A 20121-nucleotide genomic window follows, 5' to 3' on the forward strand; every position below is an offset into this window, starting at 1 on the left:
ATTTTTCATGGTCGTTGTGTCTTCGATGTGATTGCCGACGTTATCCATCAGGATCGGGCACAATGCCCGGAAACTTCATCCCGCCGCTCTGGACTAACCCTCAAGAGCCGCGTTGGGCTATAACCTTTGACACACTTTATTTGTAGTAGGGAGCATCAGTACATGCAACTCGGGATTATTGGACTGGGCCGCATGGGCGGCAATATTGCGCGGCGCCTGATGCTCAACGGGCATACCACCGTTGTTTACGACCGCAATACCGCCTTTGTCGACACCCTGGCTGAAGAAGGCGCCACCGGTGTTGCCGACTTGCCAGCCCTGGTCGCTGGCCTGGCCAAACCGCGCGCGGTGTGGGTTATGCTGCCCGCTGGCGCACCGACCGAAGACACCATCGATACCCTGAGCACCTTGCTTGACGCCGGCGATACCATTATCGATGGCGGCAACACCTTCTATAAGGACGACATCCGCCGGGCCAAAACCTTGTCGGAAAAAGGTCTGCATTACATCGACGTTGGCACCTCCGGCGGCGTCTGGGGTCTGGAGCGTGGTTACTGCATGATGATCGGCGGCGATGCCGAGACCGTTAAACGTCTCGACCCGCTGTTCGAAACCCTGGCCCCCGGCCTGGGTGACATCCCTCGCACCAAGGATCGCCAGTCTGATGACGATCGCGCCGAGCGCGGTTACATCCACGCAGGCCCGGCCGGTTCCGGCCACTTCGTGAAGATGATCCACAACGGCATCGAGTACGGAATGATGCAGGCCTTCGCCGAAGGCTTCGACATCCTCAAGACCAAGGCCAGCACTAACCTGCCGGAAGATCAGCGCTTTGACCTGAACGTTGCCGACATCGCCGAAGTCTGGCGTCGTGGCAGCGTGGTGTCGTCCTGGCTGCTCGACCTGACCGCCGACGCCCTGGCCAGCGACCCGAAACTCGACGGTTACTCAGGCTCGGTGGCTGACAGCGGTGAAGGTCGCTGGACCATCGAGGCCGCGATGGAGCAATCGGTGCCGGTACCGGTGCTGTCGAACTCGCTGTTCTCGCGCTATCGTTCGCGCGGGCAAGGCACCTTTGGCGACAAGATTCTCTCTGCCCAGCGTTTCGGCTTCGGCGGCCACGTGGAGACCGCAAAAAAATGACCCATGTGATCCGCAGGAAATCCAAGGCAGAACCCGCACCGCCTACCACGCTGTTTCTGTTCGGTGCCCATGGTGATCTGGTCAAGCGCCTGCTGATGCCGGCGCTGTACAACCTGAGTCGCGACGGTTTGCTGGGGAATGGACTGCGGATCATCGGCGTTGATCACAATGCTATCAGTGACGAAGCCTTCGCCAAAAAACTCGAAGACTTCATTCGGGCCGAAGTGGCGAGCAAGGTCGGCAAGGGCGATGAAGCCCTTGATCCGGCGTTGTGGGCCAAACTGGCCAAGCACATCAGCTACGTCCAGGGCGACTTCCTTGATGAACGCACCTATGAAGCGCTGGCGGCGAAAATCGCCGCCAGCGGCACTGGCAATGCGATTTTCTACCTGGCCACCGCGCCGCGCTTTTTCAGTGAAGTGGTGCAGCGTCTCGGTGCCGCCGGATTGCTCCAGGAAACCCCCGAAGCGTTCAGAAGGGTAGTGATCGAAAAGCCGTTCGGCTCCGACTTGCACACCGCCGAAGCCTTGAACGCGTGCTTGCTCAAAGTGATGACGGAAAAGCAGATCTACCGGATCGATCACTATCTGGGCAAGGAAACCGTGCAGAACATTTTGGTCAGCCGGTTCTCCAACAGCCTGTTCGAAGCCTTCTGGAACAACCACTACATCGACCACGTGCAAATCACCGCCGCCGAGACCGTCGGCGTGGAAACCCGTGGCAGTTTTTATGAGGTCACCGGCGCCCTGCGGGACATGGTGCCCAATCACCTGTTCCAATTGTTGGCGATGGTGGCCATGGAACCGCCGGCCGCTTTTGGCGCCGATGCGGTACGCGGCGAAAAAGCCAAAGTCGTCGGCGCGATCCGTCCCTGGTCGACCGAGGAAGCGCGAGCCAACTCAGTGCGCGGCCAATACACCGCCGGTGAGATTGAGGGCGAGCCTCTGCCCGGTTATCGCCAGGAAGCCAATGTGGCGCCCGACAGTACGACCGAAACTTATGTCGCGCTCAAAATCATGATCGACAACTGGCGCTGGGTCGGCGTGCCGTTCTACCTGCGCACCGGCAAGCGCATGAGCGCGCGCGACACCGAGATTGTCATTTGCTTCAAACCGGCGCCGTATGCGCAATTCCGCGATACCGAGGTTGATGAGTTGCAGCCGACCTACCTGCGGATCCAGATTCAACCCAACGAAGGCATGTGGTTCGACCTGCTGGCCAAACGGCCCGGGCAGGCATTGAACATGGCCAATATCGAGCTGGGTTTCGCCTATAAGGATTTCTTCGAGATGCAGCCGTCGACGGGCTATGAAACGCTGATCTACGACTGCCTGACCGGCGATCAGACGCTGTTCCAGCGTGCCGATAACATCGAGAACGGCTGGCGCGCGGTGCAGCCGTTCCTCGACGCGTGGCAGCAGGATGCAACGGTGCAGAACTACGCGGCCGGCGAAGACGGACCACAGGCCGCTGACGAGCTGCTGACCCGCGATGGTCGTGTTTGGCACAGCGTCGGTGAGTGACGTTACGCAACAATCCATCCGTTTTCTGCTCAGTGACATGGACGGCACTTTGCTGCTCCCTGATCACAGCCTCAGTCAGCGCACAATCGAAGCGGTCCGCGCCTTGCGCGAGGCTGGCGTGCTGTTCAGCCTGGCCACCGGGCGTCCGCCCAAAGCCATGCTGCAGCAGATCGAAGCCTTGGGTGTCGATCTGCCGACGGCGGCCTTCAATGGCGGCACAATCGTAAACCCGGATGGCAGTTTGCTGGTTGCGCATTATTTGCCGGCCACGGCAGCGCTGACGGCGTTGACGCTGTTTGCCGATCAGCCGGACATTGAAGTCTGGGTATTCAGTGACGGCGACTGGTTGTTGAAGGATCCGTACGGCCCGATGGTCCCGCGAGAGCAGCATGGCTTGGGTTATCCGCCGGTGATGGTCGAGAGTTTTGAGCCTTACCTGGAGGGTATCGACAAAATCGTCGCCGCCAGTAACAACACCGAACTGTTGATCGAGCTGGAAGCGCAATTGCTGCCCACGGTCGAAGGGCAGGCGCAGGTCTCGCGCTCACAACCGATCTATCTGGACGTGACCGCGATGAAAGCCAACAAGGGCGAGGCATTGGCGACACTGGCCGAGTTTCTCGGTGTACCGCTAGAGCAGACCGCCGCACTGGGGGACGGCGGCAATGACCCGGCGATGTTTCACCGGGCAGGGTTATCGATCGCCATGGGGCAGGCGGAGGAGGCGGTGAAGCGCCAGGCCGACGTGGTGACCGGGGCCAATACCGAAGACGGTGCAGCCCAGGCGATCGAGCGGTTTATCCTGAGTTCGGTCTGAACCGCGTTATCGTTCTTCACTGTAGGAGCGGGCTTGCCCGCGAAAGCGGTGTGTCAGGCGACATCAATGTTGACTGTACCGCCGTCTTCGCGGGCAAGCCCGTTCCTACAGCGAAGGCGTCAGACCTATCACCTCAAAGCCAAAAGCTCACCGCATACCAGCCCAATACGCCCATCACCACGGTGTAAGGCAGCGCCATCCATACCATCCGCCCGTACGACAGGCGAATCAGCGGTGCAATCGCCGAGGTTAGCAGGAACAGGAACGCCGCCTGACCATTGGGCGTTGCCACGCTCGGCAGGTTGGTGCCGGTATTGATCGCAATCGCCAGGGTTTCAAAGTGTTCGCGGCTCATGTGGCCGGCGAGGAACGCCTGCTTCACTTCGGTGATGTAAATGGTCGCCACGAACACGTTGTCGCTAATGGCCGACAGCAAGCCATTGGCAATAAACAACATGCCCGGCTGTTGATCCGCTGGCAGCGCCAGCACCCACTGGATCAGCGGCGCGAACAGTTGCTGATCGTGAATCACTGCCACCACCGCGAAAAACACCACCAGCAATGACGTGAACGGCATGGCGTCCTTGAAGGCGTTGCCCAGACGGTGTTCGTCAGTTATGCCGGTGAACGCAGTGATCAGCACGATCACCATCAAACCGATCAGGCCGACTTCGGCGATGTGAAACCCCAGCGCGGCAATCAGAATCAGCGCCGCCACCCCTTGAACCAGCAACGCAGCACGCTGACGTGCAGTCCGTGCGGCGTTGTCTTCGGCGGCGTAATTGGCCAGCACCGTACGTACGTTGTCCGGCAGCAGCGTGCCGTAGCCGAACCAGCGCAGTTTTTCCAGCAGCACACAGGTCACCAGACCGGCTGCCAGTACCGGCAACGACACCGGTGCGACCTTCAGAAAGAACTCGGCGAAGTGCCAACCCATCTCATGGCCGATCAGCAGGTTCTGCGGCTCGCCAACCAGCGTGCACACACCACCCAACGCGGTACCGACGGCGCCGTGCATCAGTAGGCTGCGCAGGAAAGCGCGGAACTGTTCGAGGTCAGCATGATGGAGGCTGGGCAAGTGCCGGTCGTCGCTGAATTCACCGTCCTGACGCGGATCACTGCCCGAGGCGACGCGGTGATATACCGAATAGAATCCCACAGCCGCACTGATGATCACCGCGGTCACCGTCAACGCATCGAGAAAAGCCGACAGAAACGCTGACAGGAAACAGAACATCAACGCCAGTAGCGCCTTGGAGCGAACCCCCAGCAGCAGGCGCGAGAAGAGAAACAGCAACAGGTCCTTCATGAAATAAATGCCCGCCACCATGAACATCAGCAGCAGGATCACCGGGAAATTGTGCACCAGCTCATCATAGAGCGCCTGGGGCGTGGTCATTTTCAGCAGCAATGCTTCGATCAGCAACAAGCCACCGGGCATCAGCGGGTAACACTTGAGCGCCATGGCCAGGGTGAAAATGAACTCAATCACCAATAGCCAGCCGGCCGCCACCGGACCGACCGTCCACAACACCAGGGCATTGAGAATCAGAAAGCCGACGATGCTCGCCTTGTACCAACGAGGTGAGTGCCCGAGAAAGTTGTGCGCGAAGGCCTGGGCCATTGAACCGGACATCGGCTACTCCTTGTATTAAGAAGCGCGCAACTTGCCGTAAGAAGAACAGAAGATCAAGTGCTGGCCTAACACTGATAACGCACGACAACCGCGCGGCAACTTCCGTCCAGTGAATAGCCACCTATGACAATGCAACCGTCGGCCTGAATGGCCAATGAAGTAGCGGTATGCGTACCGCGGCCCAAGCGTGTGCGACACCAGCCGATGCCCTTGGCAAAACTGCGATCCAGCTGCCCACTGGGTAAATATCGGGCATAAATGAAATCGGCTTCGATCCCGCCGACCGTCGATCCAACTGTTAGCACACGGCCGTCCGGTTGAGTCTCGGCGGCGGTCCAGCGGCAACTGCTGCGGCCGACGCCCAATAGCTTTGGCTGACCACCGTTGCAATGAATATCGGGTCGGCCATTACTGTGAACTTTCAGAGACAGACAGAGCATCGGGTCGCGACTGCTGCCAAAACAATGTAAGTCACCATTTTCATGCTGGACGATCTGGTTGATCTGAGCGCTATGGTTTCGCGCCTTGAAGGTCATGAAACCCTCAACGGCGAAGCAGTCGTCCAGGCGGCCATCCGGGTGATAACGCGCCAGCAGACCTTCCTCGGGAAAATTGATGGATCCACTCACCAGAATCCGGCCATCACGTTGCACTATCAGGTTGCTGAGCCAGGTGTTCATCAACAAGTGCCGGACCATGACGAAACCGCGACCGTTGAAGCTGTCGTCCAGCGAGCCGTCGGCGTTGAGTCGTATCAGCATGCCGGCGTGATCCGCCGGTTCGAAGTCATGATTGGCCAAGAGCAGAATTCGACCGTCGTCCTGCACACAGAGATCACAGGCTTCGGCACCCGGCACGCCGGGCGGTAACCAGGTATCGCGAGCGCCCCGGGAAAGATCGCCCGGCAGGCGCACCACGCAACGTCCATGGTCACCAAAACCCTGGACCGGGCAGCCCTGCTGATCAAACATCGCCAGGGCGGGCAGCGAATGGTGAGCGTTTTCGTAGTGCAGGCCGGCCACCAGAATGTGCCCGTCGGCCAACACCCGCACCTTGCCAGCCATGGCCTCGAAACCCTGTGCGAACTGCCCGCTGATGCTGCCTTGTTTACCGAATGCCAGATCCGCCGAACCGTCTGCAAGCAAGCGGGCCAGGCCAAAGCGCTGGCCGCCCGGCGTACCGACCTTTGCCGCCACCAACAACCGGCCGGCGTGGTCAATCGCAATCCCATTGGCCATGCTGGAGAGACTGCCGGCGAAATACACTTGAGTTTTGCGGGTACCCGCGAAACTCGTATCGAGTTTCCCGGCGCTATTCATGGTTGCAGGCAAGACAAAAGCAGTCTGGGGTGACATGCATGCATCTCCTTGCCAGTCATCCTTATCCGGGTGCCCGGGTGGTGGTGACTGAGAAGAACATTCAATCCCTGAATGACCTGGCGCACAACTGTCTTCATGAGCCGGAGGAGGGGCGTTTTGTGCCAGAACGAACCACTGACGAACCTGCCAGGTCATCTGGCGCGTCAGAAGTTGAAAAGGTGAGTGGTGTCGCGCAGTTGACTGTAGAAAATCGTCAACTAAGAAGAGGAGGGAGCGGATTACCATGAGGTAATCCGCGAAAACACTTAGTGCGGCATGGACCACGATTGCAGCGTGTAACCTTCCTGGCTCAACTCGGCACGGGCTTCTTCCAGCACGTGTTCAAGTTGCGCTGGATCGGAATAGGCGCTGCTTGGAATTTGCGTGCGGCCGATGCGCGTATTCGTGCGATCAATAATGGCCAGGCTTAGTTCGCCACCGTCTTGTAAGGCCCAGGCCACGCATTGAAAGGGTTGGAATGCGCGGTCGGCAATCAAAAGTGCTTCGTTGATACGGAGCGGGGCGTTCATGGGGTCTTCTCTCTATATGCCCAATCAAGTGATGTGCCGTCGGTTGGGCTTACCGTTCGGCTGGTTACTGTACTGATGCCCGAAACGGGGGTCTGGGTCACACACAATCAAAAGAAATTTCAACTTTCTGTCATTGATTCCGTTTTCCGGCCTTTTCCTGAAAGCTCAACGAAAGGTTCAACTCGATAGGCAACTAACAAAGTGGCTTCTTATAACTAATACGTCAATAACCCTATAAGCAATTGATACAAGCCCGCGTCAAATTCTTGCTACTGTTACAACGAAGCCCGCCAAATGACTGTTTTTAATAATATTTCTTAAAATTTGGCGTCAAGGAACAGTCATGATCGAAGCGCCTGTCTTGCGACGTCTATTAGTGGTGGATCCTTGCGATGCCTGCCACCGTTTATTGCCGGGTTTACGCGCCGTGGGATGGGATGTTGACAGCTGTACCTTGGAAAACGCCACTGAACGAAGCTGCGATGTCGGCCTGTTGCGTTTGCAACCCTTTCATCTGGAGCGCCCGGAAGCCGTCAAGGAATTGATCACCCGTAGCGGTACCGAATGGATTGCGGTGCTTAATCAGGAAGTCTTGCGATTGCAAAATGTCGGGGACTTCGTCTGCGAATGGTTTTTTGACTTCCATACCCTGCCATTCGATGTCTCACGGGTTCAGGTGACCCTGGGCCGCGCATTCGGCATGGCACGCCTGCGCAGCCAGGGCACGGTTCACATCGATCAGCCTGAACACGAGTTGCTGGGCGACAGCAAACCGATTCGTGAACTGCGCAAATTGCTGAGCAAACTGGCGCCTACGGAGTCTCCGGTGCTGATCCGCGGGGAAAGCGGGACCGGCAAGGAATTGGTCGCCCGTACCCTGCATCAACAATCCCAGCGACACAGCAAACCGTTCGTGGCAATCAACTGCGGCGCGATTCCTGAGCACTTGATTCAGTCCGAACTGTTTGGCCACGAGAAGGGCGCTTTTACCGGCGCTCATCAACGCAAGGTCGGGCGGATCGAGGCGGCCAACGGCGGAACTCTGTTTCTCGATGAAATTGGTGATCTACCCCTGGAACTGCAAGCCAGTCTGCTGCGCTTTCTGCGGGAAAAACACATTGAACGTGTCGGCGGGCATCAGCCCATTGCGGTGGACGTGCGGGTATTGGCGGCGACACACGTCGACCTTGAGGCGGCCATCGAGAAAAAAAGCTTTCGCGAAGATCTGTACTACCGTTTGAACGTCCTGCAGGTCATTACCGTGCCGTTGCGTGAACGCCATGGCGATCTTGCGATGCTGGCCGACCATTTCTCCCATTTCTACAGCCATGAAACCGGCCGTCGTCCTCGCAGCTTCAGCGAGGACGCGTTGATCGCCATGGGCAAGCATGACTGGCCAGGCAATGTCCGCGAGTTAGCCAACCGGGTACGGCGCGGGCTGGTTCTGGCCGAAGGACGGCAGATCGAGGCGCGCGACTTGGGGCTGATCAGTCAACACGGCTTTGCCTCGCCGATGGGTACCCTTGAAGACTACAAGACCCGCGCCGAGCGTCAGGCGCTGTGCGACGTATTGAACCGCCACAGCGACAACCTCAGCGTTGCTGCCAGAGTCCTGGGGGTGTCGCGGCCGACTTTTTACCGATTGCTGCACAAGCATCAGATCCGCTAGGGCGGTGAAGCGGCAAAGGCCCTCTGCGACATCAATCGCAGAATAAGCACGATCAGCGCTCGAGCAGTAACGCGACGGCTTGCAATGCCTGAACCCGGCGTTCGGCCCAATCGCCCTGAAGCACTTGAACAGGCTGTCGATGTTGCTCCAGCCATGCCTGAGTCGCGTTGAAAAAAGCCCGGCGTTCATCCAGCTCGGGCTGACAACGCTGACCGTCATCGGTCCAGACGACCTGTTCGGGCGACAGCAGCAAGTGCAAGTCATAGTGCCGGGCCAGCAGCGCCTGCTCGAGCCAAGTCGGGCAATCGCCAAACAGGGTCTGGCTCCAGAGCATGTTGCTCAGCAAGTGAGTGTCGAGAATCAGCAGCTGCGGCCCAAGGGCGCGGGCGTCGTCCTCCCATTGCAGCTGACCGCGAGCGATGTCGGGGATATCGGCCGGGCAGGTGTCTCGCGCCTTCTGCTCAATGAACCAGCGCACGTATTCGCCCACCAGAGCACCGCCGAATTGCTGTTGCAGTTCGGCGGCCAGCCAGCTCTTGCCGCTGGATTCAGGCCCCGTGAGTACCAGTACTTTCATGTGCGCAACGCCGGATCTACGCGCCACGTCCGCCAGCCATGCACCGCCAGCAGCGCGAATAAACCGTACAGGCCGGCGGTGAGGTACATCGCTTTATAGACGAAGAGGCCAACAAAAATGATGTCCAGCGCGATCCACAGCGGCCAGCATTGCAGACGTTTTTGCGCCATCCATAACTGCGCCACCAAACTGAAGCCGGTCAGTGCCGCATCGAGCCAGGGCTGGGCGGCATCGGTCCAGTGGGCCATCGCGGCGCCCAGCAGCAAACTGCCAACTGCGCCCACGACCAGACCGAGCGCGATGGATTTGCCATCGAGCAGGCTGACCTGCCGCCCGTCATGCGCCGCGCCCGCGCGGGTCCACTGCCACCAGCCGTAGAGCTGCAATGCGGCGTAGATCACTTGCAGCAGCATGTCCGAATACAGCTTCACCTCAAAAAAAATCCAGCTATACAGCAGCACCATGACCAGCCCGATCGGCCAGCACCAGGGGTTCTGTTTGACCGTCAACCAGACGGCAATCACGCCGAGGGCGGCAGCAAACAGTTCAAGCCCGGACATGGAGATTCCTTGGTGTTGTACAAATGAGGGGGGCGAATTGTACCCGGATTGTGGGGAATGGGGCTTGCCAGTCCCTGTAGGGGCAACGCCGGGTGCTGGGACGGAGTCACACCCGAAATTGCTTCAGCAACCCGTTCAACTGCTCACTCAGTTCCTTGAGATGTACGCTGGCCACGCTCGACTGCTCGGCCGCCAGTGCCGTGCTGTGGGACAACCCGGCTGCTTGGGTGACGTTCTGATTGATGTCTTCCACCACGTGGGCCTGTTGCAAGGTCGCACTGGCAATCGAAGCGTTCAACCCGTTGAGGTTGCGCAAGGCCTGGCCGATGGCATTCAGGCTGGCGCCGGCCAGGCCGGCCTGTTCGATAGTCAGTTGTGACGCACGGCTGCTGTCGCCAATCACCTTGACCGCCGCTTCGGAATGGCTTTGCAGGCGTTCGATCATCGACTGGATTTCCGCCGTGGACTTCTGGGTGCGCTGGGCCAGCAGGCGCACTTCATCGGCGACCACCGCAAACCCGCGACCTTGCTCGCCGGCCCGGGCGGCTTCAATGGCTGCGTTGAGGGCCAGCAAGTTGGTTTGCTCGGCGATGGAGCGGATCACTTCCAGAACGCTGCCGATTTGTGTGCTTTCGGCGGCCAGCGTACGAATCACTTCGACGGCTTGATCGATGGTCGAAGACAGCTTGTCGATCTGCTGCAGGCTGCCGTCGATATTGACCTGCCCCTGTTGCGCCTGAGACTCGGCATTGCGCATTTCGCTGGCCGCGTGCCCGGCGTTTTTGGCCACATCCTGCACACCGTAGGTCACTTCGTTGATCGCGGTCGCCACCAGCTCCATCTGCTGCGACTGCTGCTGGCTGCGTTGCTGGGCTTGCGCGGCATCGTTGCCCAGTTCGCTGGAAGACTGACCCAGCGCGCTGGCGGAGGTTTGCAGCTGACAGATCACCAGGCGCAGTTTTGCGGTAAAGGCGTTGAAGTGCCGGGCCAATTGTGTGACTTCGTCCTGGCCGTGGGTATCGAGGCTGCGGGTCAGGTCGCTTTCACCGCTGGCGATATTGGCCATGGCGTTCACGGTTTCCTGCAACGGGCGCACGATGCTGCGGGCAATCATGATCACCAGCAACGCCATGATCAGGGCAATCACCAGGCCCACGAAAGAGGCCTTCCAGACCTGAGCATAAAACTCGGCCTGCATGTCATCGATATACACCCCCGAACCGATCACCCAACCCCAGGGTTCGAACAGTTTGACGTAGGAAGTTTTCTCCACCGGCGCGTTGGCACCCGGTTTCGGCCAGCGATAGTCGACCATACCGGCGTCCTTGGCCTTAGCGATGGCGACCATCTCGTTGAACAGCGCGAAACCGTCGGGGTCGCGGATCGTCGACAGGTTCTGGCCTTCAAGTTTCGGATTGGTCGGGTGCATGATCATGACCGGCGTCAGATCGTTGATCCAGAAGTAGTCATTCTGGTCGTAGCGCAAACCGCGCACGGCGGTCAGTGCCTGCTTTTGCGCGGCGTCACGGGTGAGGGTGCCGGCATTTTCCAGGCCGTGGTAGTAGGTAAGGATGCCACTGGCGGTCTGCACCACATGCTGGGTCTTTTGGGCCTTGGCCTGATAAAGGTCGTCGTGAATCTGCTTGAGCATCAACACGCCCAACGTCGATAGCATCACCACGGCCACGATCAAGATGAGCCACAAGCGTCGGCTGATCGACACACTGCGCAAGCTGTTCATACGCTGTTACTCCGTTTTCTTGTTCTTGTCATAAACGATCGCCAGCATCCAACCACACTTTGTCGATCGGGCCTATGCGACTCAGGTCCTATTACGCGGCAGCGAAAACAAGGCGTGTCTGATAGGATTTCGGCCCCACGCGAAAAAACCTGAGTTCCAGTTTGTTTTTCACGGCATTTGTACGGTTTTGTGGGGATCTTGTGCGCGCGGCATGTCAGCTACGCTGATCGCAATGAACGCTTAAAAAATATTAACGGAGCATGCCTGGGGGTATTGCTTCTTGGGGGATTGATGGATCTTTGGACGGCCTTTCAGGCATTGATTTTAGGCGTTGTAGAAGGGCTGACGGAGTTCTTGCCCATTTCCAGTACCGGGCACCAGATCATTGTGGCGGATTTGCTCAATTTTGGCGGTGAGCGCGCCATGGCCTTCAACATCATCATTCAGCTCGGCGCGATCCTGGCGGTGGTCTGGCAGTTTCGCCGCAAGATCTTCGACGTGGTTATCGGTTTGCCGACGCAGCCCAGCGCTCGACGCTTTACCGCGAACCTGTTGATTGCCTTCCTGCCGGCCGTGGTATTGGGGGTGATTTTCGCCGACTTGATTCACGAGTACCTGTTCAACCCGATTACCGTGGCCACTGCATTGGTCGTGGGCGGGATCGTCATGTTGTGGGCTGAACGCCGTCAGCATGAAGTGCATGCTGAAAGTGTCGACGACATCACCTGGAAAGACGCCCTGAAAGTCGGCTTCGCCCAGTGCCTGGCGATGATTCCGGGGACCTCGCGTTCCGGCTCGACGATCATTGGCGGCTTGCTGTTCGGGTTGTCGCGCAAGACGGCCACCGAGTTCTCGTTCTTCCTCGCCATGCCGACCATGGTCGGCGCGGCGGTGTACTCCGGCTATAAATACCGCGATCTGTTTGTGCCGGCGGATTTTCCGGTGTTTGCCATTGGCTTCATCACTGCGTTTATCTTTGCGATGATCGCCGTCCGGGCCTTGCTGATATTCATTGCCAGCCACAGCTACGCGACATTCGCCTGGTATCGCATCGCGTTTGGTCTGGTGATCCTGGCCACTTGGCAATTCGGCTGGGTCGACTGGACAGCGGTCAAACCATGAGTGACTCCGCCGCACGCCACAACCCCGGGCGCAAGTCCGGGGGAGCCATTCAAAACCTGCGGCTGAAACTGCTGGCGTTCGCTGTGCTGTGCGCAGTGCCATTATTTGGCTCGGTGTCGCTGTGGCTGCGCGGGGTGTCGGTGATTCCCCTGGCGGCCTACGGCATCGTCAGCGTGCTGGCGTTTTTCCTGTACTGGAGCGACAAGCACAAGGCCCGCGCCGACAGTTGGCGCACGCCGGAGAACGTGTTGCACGCGGTGGAGCTGGCGGGCGGTTGGCCGGGCGCCTTGCTGGCCCAGCAAGCGTTTCGGCACAAGACCCGCAAAGTCTCGTTTCAACTGGTGTTCTGGCTCATCGTGCTGATGCATCAGGTGTTCTGGATCGATCAGCTGTTTCTGGGCGCTAACCTGTTTGCATTGCTTTAAAGCAGCAAGCCGACCTGCGTTCGCTTGGGCAACTTACTCACCACCAGTTGGTGAGAACGTCGCAGCAAGCCTTGCAGCTCTTCGGTGCCCAGCGGGTAGGGCGTTTCCATGATGACCCACTGGGCCCGGGCCAGATACGGCGCCGGGTGAATGCCCGGCCGGTCGCAATGGCCCAGGAACAGGTCCTTGTCGACCTTGAACGCCAGGGACTGCCCCCGCAGGTTCTGCAAGGCGAACATCTTGTTCCCGGCAATCGAAAACACCCGCACGCCACCCCACTTGTAGTCTTCCCGCGCACCGGGCAGTGCCAGGCAGAATTGCGCGACGTCCTCTTCGCTCATTAGTCCCGCTTTCATAACAGTCTGTCCCCACACGCATTGAATGATTCGATCAAATGGTCGATCCAGGCACGCACCGCCGGCATCACCCCGCGTCGATGAGGGTAGACGGCTTGCAGCCAGCCGCCCGGCAATGACCAGTCGGGAAGCAGTTGCACCAGCGCGCCATTTTTCAGCTCTTGCTCGCAATGCATCATCGGCAGCATGGTAAAGCCCAGGCCGCTGAGGGTGCAGGCTTTGCGCACGATGAAATCGTCAATTCCCAATCGCGCTTCCAGGCTCAGATCATAGCTTTTACCTGTTTGATCAAGCAGGCGGATGTGCACCATGCGGTCGGCTTCCAGAGCGCCGAGCACGGGCAGGTTTTTCAGGTCTTCGGGATGATTGATTTCACGGCCGAGCAAAAATGCAGGGCTGGCAACCATCGCCATTTGGGCCTGCCGCAGGCGGCGGGTGACCAGCAATGGATCTTCATCACCCAAATCCCGCACTCTCAAGGCGACGTCGACGCCCTCGTTGATCAGGTCAACCCGACGGTTGAGCAACATCATCTCCAGCTGAACCTGAGGGAATTTCTCCAGGAAATGACTGATCACTCCAGGCAGAATTTCGTGGGCCAACCCGACAGGACAGGACACTCGCAAGCGCCCTCGGGGTTCGCTGGACATGCTGGCCACCGCTTCGTCGGCCATCTCGGCTTCCAGCAGCATCGCCTGGCAATGGCGCAAATAACGCTCGCCCACGGCGGTCAGGTTGAGCTGGCGAGTGGTGCGTTGCAGCAGACGTGCGCCGAGGCGCTCTTCCAGCTCGGCGATGCGTCGCGATAACCGCGACTTGGGAATCCCCAGCAAACGCCCGGCCGCCGCGAAGCCACCGGCTTCGACCACCTTGGCGAAGTAGTAGAGGTCGTTGAGGTCTTGCATGATTTAAATCCAATTGTTCTATTAGTGGGACGAACTATCGCATTGTTGCCGACTAATCAGTTATTGGTTTCGTCGATAGGATTGTTTCCATCAGATCGCCGGTGGCGATCCTCACTTTGGAGATCCCACATGAAATTACTGCATATCGATTCGAGCATTCTGGGCGACAACTCAGCTTCCCGTCAGTTGAGCGGCGAAGTCGTCAAAGCCTGGCAAGCCGCGGAGCCTGGCGTCGTGGTGACCTACCGCGACTTGGCCGCCGATGCCATCAGCCATTTCTCTTCCAGCACCTTGGTCGCCGCCGGCACAGCCGCTGAGCTGCGCAACGCCGCGCAACAGCACGAAGCCGATCTGAGCGGGCAGGCTCTGGCCGAATTCATCGCCGCTGATGCCGTCGTGATTGCCGCGCCTATGTACAACTTCACCATTCCGACCCAACTCAAGGCCTGGATCGACCGCATCGCCGTGGCCGGTCAGACTTTCCGCTACACCGAAGCCGGCCCTGAAGGCCTGTGCGGCGGCAAGAAAGTCGTGATCGTCTCGACTGCCGGTGGTCTGCATGCCGGTCAAGCGACCGGTGTTGCGCACGAAGATTATCTGAAAGTACTGTTCGGCTTCCTCGGCATCACTGACATCGAGTTCGTTCGTGCCCATGGCCTGGCCTACGGTGATGAAGTGCGCAGCAAAGCCATGAGCGACGCTCAGGCGCACATCAGCGAGCAATTGTTCGCTGCCGCGTAAGGCTTGCGTAAAGTCGTAAACAGTCGGGCAATACCCCTGAAACTCTGTATTCTGGTCATCGTGATGGCCAGGTACGGAGTTTTTTGTTTCTGGCGGTTATCAGTCTCTGGCCCAGGTTATGCAGTCGAGGGTTAACATCTGCGGTCAGGTAATAAGGTGGGGCATCCCATGGTGCGTCTTTGTGCAACGCTTCTGATTTGTCTGCTGGGCAGCCTGAATTCAGTGCACGCCGCGCTTGCGCCGCCTCCTCACTGGAGCGTCGGTTTTCATGAGATGACCTTTCACGATCCGCTGGATTCGCAACCGATGCGTGCCATCGCTTTTTACCCGTCCAGTGAAAAGGAACATTCCAGCACGCTCGAGGGCTACACCGTCGAAGCCGGTGAAGACACCAAAGTCGCCATCGGGCGCTTTCCAATGCTGATGCTGTCCCACGGCAACACCGGAACCCCGCTGGCCCTGCACGACCTCGCCACCTCATTGGCGCGCAAGGGTTTTGTGGTGGTGGCGGTGATCCATCCCGGCGACAACTCCAAAGACCACAGCCGCCTCGGCACCTTGAGCAACCTTTATGGGCGGCCGATCCAGATTTCCGAAGCCATTACCGCGACACTCAGCGACCGGATGCTCGCGCCCTTCGTCAATGCCGAGCAGATCGGGGTGATTGGCTATTCGGCGGGCGGTGAGACCGCGTTGATCCTGTCCGGCGCTACCCCGGACCTGGATCGCCTGCGCCGTTATTGCCACGAGCGCCCGGATGATCATGACGCCTGCAACACGCAAGGCGAACTGATCGTCGATCGTGATGATTTGCAGCCCGTGGCGGACCCGCGCGTGCATGCCTTGTTGCTGATGGCGCCGCTGAGCCTGAAGTTCGGCCGCCATACTCTGGCCGATGTGCATGTGCCGGTGCTGCTATACAGCGGCGATGGCGACAAACTGGTGGCATTCGACAAAAACGCCGCAGCGCTTGCGCGCAAACTGCCGACCGCACCGGACTTCAAATTGCTGGCTGGGGCAGGGCACTTCGTGTTCCTTGCACCCTGCAACGAAGAACAGATCGCCGCCATGCCAGCGCTGTGCACCGATGCCGACGGCGTCGACCGCAAGGATATTCACCGCAACATGATTTCCGAAGCCGGACGGTTTTTCTCCCGTGCCTTGGGTAAGCCCACCCGCGCCGGCATGCAAACCGCCGATCAATAAATCAACGCTGGCCAATGATGCAATGACGCGGTCCCCGTTGGCGCTGCCGAAGGCTGCGATCTTTTGATCTTGTTCTTAAAAGCAACATCAAAAAATCGCAGCCTTCGGCAGCTCCAAGGGATTGCGTAAGTGAAGTCACGCCATTTAGGGATTGCGTGAAGTCACGCCATTGCGCGACGTTTTAGTAATAAGGTCAACCCGAGTCCAGTGACTGACAACACCGCCGCACTAAAGAAAATCCACGAATACCCCAGGTTCAACGCCACTGCGCCCATCAGCGGCCCGGCAATCGCCAGTGCCAGATCGAAAAATACTGCATAAGCACTTAAACCCGCTCCGCGACTGGAATTGGGCACTTGCTTGATCGCTTCCACCCCCAGCGCCGGATACACCAACGACAGGCCGAACCCGGCCAAGCCGGCGCCAATCAAGGCATATCCTGTAGAGGGTGCCAACCACAGCAAGACCAACCCGACGGTTTCAATGCTCATGCAGGCAATGGCCGAGGTGAAGCCACCGAAACGGCTAATGCTGGAAATGAGCAACAGTCGCGCCAGAATGAAACAGACCCCGAACACCGTCAGGCAATAAGCCGCCCCGGTCCAGCCAAGGCTGACGTAATACAGGGTAATAAAGGTAGTGAGCGTGCCGTAACCGATGGACGCCAGGCTCAAGCTCGCGCCGAAGGGTGCAATGCGTCCGAACACCGCCCAGAACGGCAGACGTTCGCCGCGAATCACCGGTACCGAAGGTTTGTTGCGGATCAACAGCAGCGCCATCAAGGCCAGTAACGACAACGCGATCCCGAGGCTGGCGAACCCCAGTTCAGCGACCATCACCACGCCCAGCGGTGCGCCTATAGCGATGGCGCCATACGAGGCGATGCCGTTCCAGGAAATCGAACGCGCCGTATGCTCGGCACCGACCTGACCCACGCACCAACTGACTGTGCCGACAGCGATCAACCCTTGGGCGATCCCCAGCAGTAACCGGCTCGCGATCAGGATGATCAGGCTCAACAATGGCACACTTTGCAGCAGGGTCGACATCAGCGTCAGCACACCGCTCAATGCAATCCCCGACAACCCGTAAACAATCGCCCGCTTGGTGCCAACACTGTCCGACAGACGCCCGGCCATGGGGCGGGTGAACAGGGTGGCCAGGTATTGAGAGCCGATGGTCAACCCCGCCACGATGGCGCTGAAACCCAACTGTTCATGCACATACCCTGGCAACACGGCAATCGGTAGGCCGATGCAGAGGAAGGCAATAAAGCTATAGAACACGACGGAAACGATCTGCAGGGTGATCGCCATTGAGCGTTGCGGAGGCAGTTGCAGCACAGACATGAGAGCTCGTTCGGGGGCGGCGGCAGGAGAGCTGCATCATGGCGCGGGTGTGGAATAAAAGGAAGCTGGCTAACTATGTTGGCCTTTGAGTTTTGCAGCGCTATCGAGGGCTTCTTCGCGGGCAAGTCGGATCGCCGCGTCGCTCGCAGGTTTTGTGTCGTTCACGCGTAATGTGAACAACTCGGGACCTGTAGCGAAGCTTGCCCGCGAAGGTGTTGGCACCAAAGCATCCCTTGGCTCTGAAATGCAAAAAGCCCCGTCACCAGGACGGGGCTTTTCACTTGAAGCTTGCAGCCGTCTTACATCAAAACACCCTGACTACGCAGGTAGTCATCATAGGTGCCGCTGAAGTCGATCACGCCATCGGCGCTCAACTCGATGATGCGGGTGGCCAGGGACGATACGAACTCACGGTCGTGGCTGACGAAAATCAGCGTGCCCGGATAGTTCTCCAGCGCCAGGTTCAGCGCTTCGATGGATTCCATGTCCAAGTGGTTGGTCGGTTCGTCCATGATCAGCACGTTTGGCTTTTGCAGGATCAGCTTGCCGAACAGCATGCGACCTTGCTCACCACCGGAGATGACCTTGACTGATTTGAGGATCTCGTCGTTGGAGAACAGCATACGACCGAGGGTGCCGCGAACGATTTGCTCGCCGCCCTGGGTCCACTGGCCCATCCAGTCGAACAGGTTGCAGTCGTCTTCGAAGTCGTGAGCGTGGTCCTGGGCGTAGTAGCCCAGTTCGGCGGCGTCGGTCCACTTCACGGTACCGGCATCCGGGGTCAGTTCGTTGACCAGAGTACGCAACAGAGTGGTTTTACCGATACCGTTCGGGCCGATGATCGCTACGCGCTCGCCGGCTTCAACCTGGAAGCTGAAGTCCTTGAACAGCGGCTTGCCGTCGAAGCCTTTGGCCATGCGCTCGACGATGACCGCCTGACGGTGCAGCTTCTTGGTTTGTTCGAAACGGATGAACGGGCTCACACGGCTCGAAGGCTTGACTTCGGCCAGCTGGATCTTGTCGATCGCCTTGGCGCGGGAGGTCGCTTGCTTGGCTTTCGAGGCGTTGGCCGAGAAGCGGCTGACGAACGATTGCAGTTCCGAAATTTGCGCCTTCTTCTTGGCGTTGTCCGACAGCAGTTGCTCGCGGGACTGGGTCGCCACGGTCATGTACTCGTCGTAGTTGCCCGGGAACAGGCGCAACTCGCCGTAGTCCAGGTCAGCCATGTGGGTGCACACGCTGTTCAGGAAGTGACGGTCGTGGGAGATGATGATCATCAGGCTGGAGCGCTGGGTCAGAATGTTTTCCAGCCAGCGGATGGTATTGATGTCCAGGTGGTTGGTCGGTTCGTCGAGCAACAGCACTTCAGGATCGGAGAACAGTGCCTGCGCCAGCAATACGCGCAGTTTCCAGCCCGGGGACACTTCGCTCATCGGGCCGAAGTGCTGCTCGATGCCGATACCCAGGCCCAACAGCAATTCACCAGCGCGGGATTCGGCGGTATAACCGTCCATTTCGGCGAATTCGGTTTCCAGCTCGGCCACGGCCATGCCGTCTTCTTCGGTCATTTCCGGCAGCGAATAGATGCGATCGCGCTCGGCCTTGACCTTCCACAGCTCTTCATGGCCCATGATTACGGTGTCGATCACAGTAAATTCTTCGTAGGCGAACTGGTCCTGGCGCAATTTACCCAGACGCACGTTCGGCTCGAGCATGACCTGTCCGCCGGACGGTTCGAGGTCAGCACCGAGGATTTTCATGAAGGTCGACTTGCCGCAACCGTTGGCGCCGATCAGGCCGTAGCGGTTGCCGGCGCCGAATTTGACCGAAACGTTTTCGAAAAGCGGCTTGGCGCCGAACTGCATCGTGATGTTAGCTGTGGAGATCAATTACTTTACCTATCAATGGGTTGCGAGCTGCGCATTGGGCGCTTGGGCCATTCCTGGGACGTTCTGGAGTTTCTCTCCATCTCTCCCCAGTCACCGCTAGAGTTCAACCGGCGCGCATAAGTCGAGAGCAGCATCTGGACGCTGTGTCCAAGCTGTTGGGCAATAACGGCGGGATTCATGCCAGACATTGCGCATATTGTCGCATAAGTGTGACGGCAGTTGTACGGTGGGCGATAACGTGTCGCGGGCTTCTTCCAGGTTCGTCCCCGGTTTGTGCAGACCTGGATCTGTCTGATGGGATGGCTCATCCTGGAGGGTGGGCAAACGTAGGGACGCTCCTTGATCGCACCTCAATGTTATTTTTGTTCGGCGTTGTGTTCGGGACACTTGGCGTGGGTCTGGGTAAAGTCAGCACTGCTTGCCCGGCCTGGTATGTTTCAGATGGATTGCTGAATGGCCAGCACCTGTTTCTCAACCAAGACGCTCCTCGCCCGCCATTCCCCCCAGCAGGCTGTGAGTGGATCAATGGGGTACGCTGGAAAGCAGGCAACGTGAGAACGCAAACAGTCTCTCA

General features: G+C 58.8%; 18 protein-coding genes and 1 pseudogene. 8 read left to right on the top strand and 11 right to left on the bottom strand.

What is annotated here, in order from left to right:
• Positions 1 to 162 precede the first annotated feature (162 nt).
• Genes gnd through LOY56_RS11960 form a run of 3 tightly spaced genes read left to right on the top strand, consistent with a single transcriptional unit; the run spans position 163 to position 3483 of the window.
• The gene (gene gnd / locus LOY56_RS11950) at positions 163 to 1143 is read left to right on the top strand and encodes a phosphogluconate dehydrogenase (NAD(+)-dependent, decarboxylating) (protein ID WP_258622037.1); all 981 of its coding nucleotides are present in this window, start codon (positions 163 to 165) and stop codon (positions 1141 to 1143) included.
• On the top strand, positions 1140 to 2666 hold the full coding sequence (gene zwf, locus LOY56_RS11955; RefSeq protein ID WP_258622039.1) for a glucose-6-phosphate dehydrogenase: 1527 nt from the start codon (positions 1140 to 1142) through the stop codon (positions 2664 to 2666). The genes gnd and zwf overlap by 4 nt, the downstream gene beginning before the upstream one ends.
• Positions 2659 to 3483, top strand: a complete 825-nt coding sequence (locus tag LOY56_RS11960; protein ID WP_258622041.1) for an HAD family hydrolase — start codon at positions 2659 to 2661, stop codon at positions 3481 to 3483. Before zwf ends, LOY56_RS11960 begins: the two co-directional genes overlap by 8 nt.
• Before the next feature lie 133 nt (positions 3484 to 3616).
• On the opposite strand, the gene nhaB is transcribed toward LOY56_RS11960, so the two are convergent.
• From nhaB to LOY56_RS11975, 3 genes are all read right to left on the bottom strand, one after another.
• Positions 3617 to 5119, bottom strand: coding sequence for a sodium/proton antiporter NhaB (gene nhaB, locus LOY56_RS11965; protein WP_258622046.1), 1503 nt, complete (start codon positions 5117 to 5119; stop codon positions 3617 to 3619).
• Positions 5120 to 5184: 65 nt separating this feature from the next.
• Positions 5185 to 6474: a hypothetical protein gene (locus LOY56_RS11970; protein WP_258622048.1), complete on the bottom strand. Its 1290-nt coding sequence runs from the start codon at positions 6472 to 6474 to the stop codon at positions 5185 to 5187.
• A 269-nt stretch (positions 6475 to 6743) separates the two neighbouring features.
• On the bottom strand, positions 6744 to 7007 hold the full coding sequence (locus tag LOY56_RS11975; RefSeq protein ID WP_258622050.1) for a hypothetical protein: 264 nt from the start codon (positions 7005 to 7007) through the stop codon (positions 6744 to 6746).
• A 343-nt stretch (positions 7008 to 7350) separates the two neighbouring features.
• Here LOY56_RS11975 and LOY56_RS11980 point away from each other — a divergent pair, with 343 nt between their 5' ends.
• The gene (locus tag LOY56_RS11980; protein ID WP_258622052.1) at positions 7351 to 8676 is read left to right on the top strand and encodes a sigma-54 dependent transcriptional regulator; all 1326 of its coding nucleotides are present in this window, start codon (positions 7351 to 7353) and stop codon (positions 8674 to 8676) included.
• Between the two features lie 52 nt (positions 8677 to 8728).
• Here LOY56_RS11980 and LOY56_RS11985 read toward each other — a convergent pair whose 3' ends face one another.
• From LOY56_RS11985 to LOY56_RS11995, 3 genes are all read right to left on the bottom strand, one after another.
• The gene (locus LOY56_RS11985) at positions 8729 to 9253 is read right to left on the bottom strand and encodes an AAA family ATPase (protein WP_258622054.1); all 525 of its coding nucleotides are present in this window, start codon (positions 9251 to 9253) and stop codon (positions 8729 to 8731) included.
• On the bottom strand, positions 9250 to 9813 hold the full coding sequence (pnuC, locus tag LOY56_RS11990; protein WP_258622061.1) for a nicotinamide riboside transporter PnuC: 564 nt from the start codon (positions 9811 to 9813) through the stop codon (positions 9250 to 9252). Before pnuC ends, LOY56_RS11985 begins: the two co-directional genes overlap by 4 nt.
• A gap of 106 nt (positions 9814 to 9919) precedes the next feature.
• Complete coding sequence (locus LOY56_RS11995; RefSeq protein WP_258622063.1) at positions 9920 to 11554, bottom strand: methyl-accepting chemotaxis protein; 1635 nt, start codon at positions 11552 to 11554, stop codon at positions 9920 to 9922.
• A 291-nt stretch (positions 11555 to 11845) separates the two neighbouring features.
• Here LOY56_RS11995 and LOY56_RS12000 point away from each other — a divergent pair, with 291 nt between their 5' ends.
• Complete coding sequence (locus LOY56_RS12000) at positions 11846 to 12676, top strand: undecaprenyl-diphosphate phosphatase (protein WP_258622065.1); 831 nt, start codon at positions 11846 to 11848, stop codon at positions 12674 to 12676.
• A complete protein-coding gene (locus tag LOY56_RS12005; RefSeq protein WP_258622067.1) occupies positions 12673 to 13101 on the top strand; it encodes a DUF1294 domain-containing protein in 429 nt (142 codons plus the stop codon). Before LOY56_RS12000 ends, LOY56_RS12005 begins: the two co-directional genes overlap by 4 nt.
• Here LOY56_RS12005 and LOY56_RS12010 read toward each other — a convergent pair.
• Positions 13098 to 13457: an MmcQ/YjbR family DNA-binding protein gene (locus LOY56_RS12010; protein ID WP_258622068.1), complete on the bottom strand. Its 360-nt coding sequence runs from the start codon at positions 13455 to 13457 to the stop codon at positions 13098 to 13100. The two genes, LOY56_RS12005 and LOY56_RS12010, sit on opposite strands and share 4 nt — an antisense overlap.
• Positions 13454 to 14362, bottom strand: a complete 909-nt coding sequence (locus LOY56_RS12015) for a LysR substrate-binding domain-containing protein (protein ID WP_258622070.1) — start codon at positions 14360 to 14362, stop codon at positions 13454 to 13456. Before LOY56_RS12015 ends, LOY56_RS12010 begins: the two co-directional genes overlap by 4 nt.
• A 129-nt stretch (positions 14363 to 14491) precedes the next feature.
• On the opposite strand from LOY56_RS12015, the gene LOY56_RS12020 reads away from it, so the two are divergent.
• Both LOY56_RS12020 and LOY56_RS12025 read left to right on the top strand, forming a co-directional pair.
• On the top strand, positions 14492 to 15103 hold the full coding sequence (locus LOY56_RS12020; protein WP_258622072.1) for an FMN-dependent NADH-azoreductase: 612 nt from the start codon (positions 14492 to 14494) through the stop codon (positions 15101 to 15103).
• A 168-nt stretch (positions 15104 to 15271) separates the two neighbouring features.
• Positions 15272 to 16309 (top strand): dienelactone hydrolase, encoded by a 1038-nt coding sequence (locus tag LOY56_RS12025; RefSeq protein ID WP_258622073.1) that lies wholly within the window; start codon positions 15272 to 15274, stop codon positions 16307 to 16309.
• A gap of 161 nt (positions 16310 to 16470) precedes the next feature.
• Here LOY56_RS12025 and LOY56_RS12030 read toward each other — a convergent pair whose 3' ends face one another.
• The 3 genes and pseudogenes from LOY56_RS12030 to LOY56_RS27020 all read right to left on the bottom strand — a co-directional run.
• Positions 16471 to 17658 carry an MFS transporter gene (locus tag LOY56_RS12030; RefSeq protein ID WP_258622075.1) on the bottom strand — a complete coding sequence of 396 codons (1188 nt, stop codon included), beginning with the start codon at positions 17656 to 17658 and terminating at the stop codon, positions 16471 to 16473.
• A 299-nt stretch (positions 17659 to 17957) separates the two neighbouring features.
• Positions 17958 to 19547: an ABC-F family ATPase gene (locus tag LOY56_RS12035; RefSeq protein ID WP_258622077.1), complete on the bottom strand. Its 1590-nt coding sequence runs from the start codon at positions 19545 to 19547 to the stop codon at positions 17958 to 17960.
• Positions 19548 to 19552: 5 nt separating this feature from the next.
• Positions 19553 to 19786, bottom strand: a pseudogene (locus LOY56_RS27020) (hypothetical protein); the annotation flags it as partial.
• Positions 19787 to 20121 lie beyond the last annotated feature (335 nt).

Source organism: Pseudomonas sp. B21-048 (assembly GCF_024748615.1).
In the GTDB taxonomy this organism is placed as follows: Bacteria; Pseudomonadota; Gammaproteobacteria; order Pseudomonadales; family Pseudomonadaceae; genus Aquipseudomonas.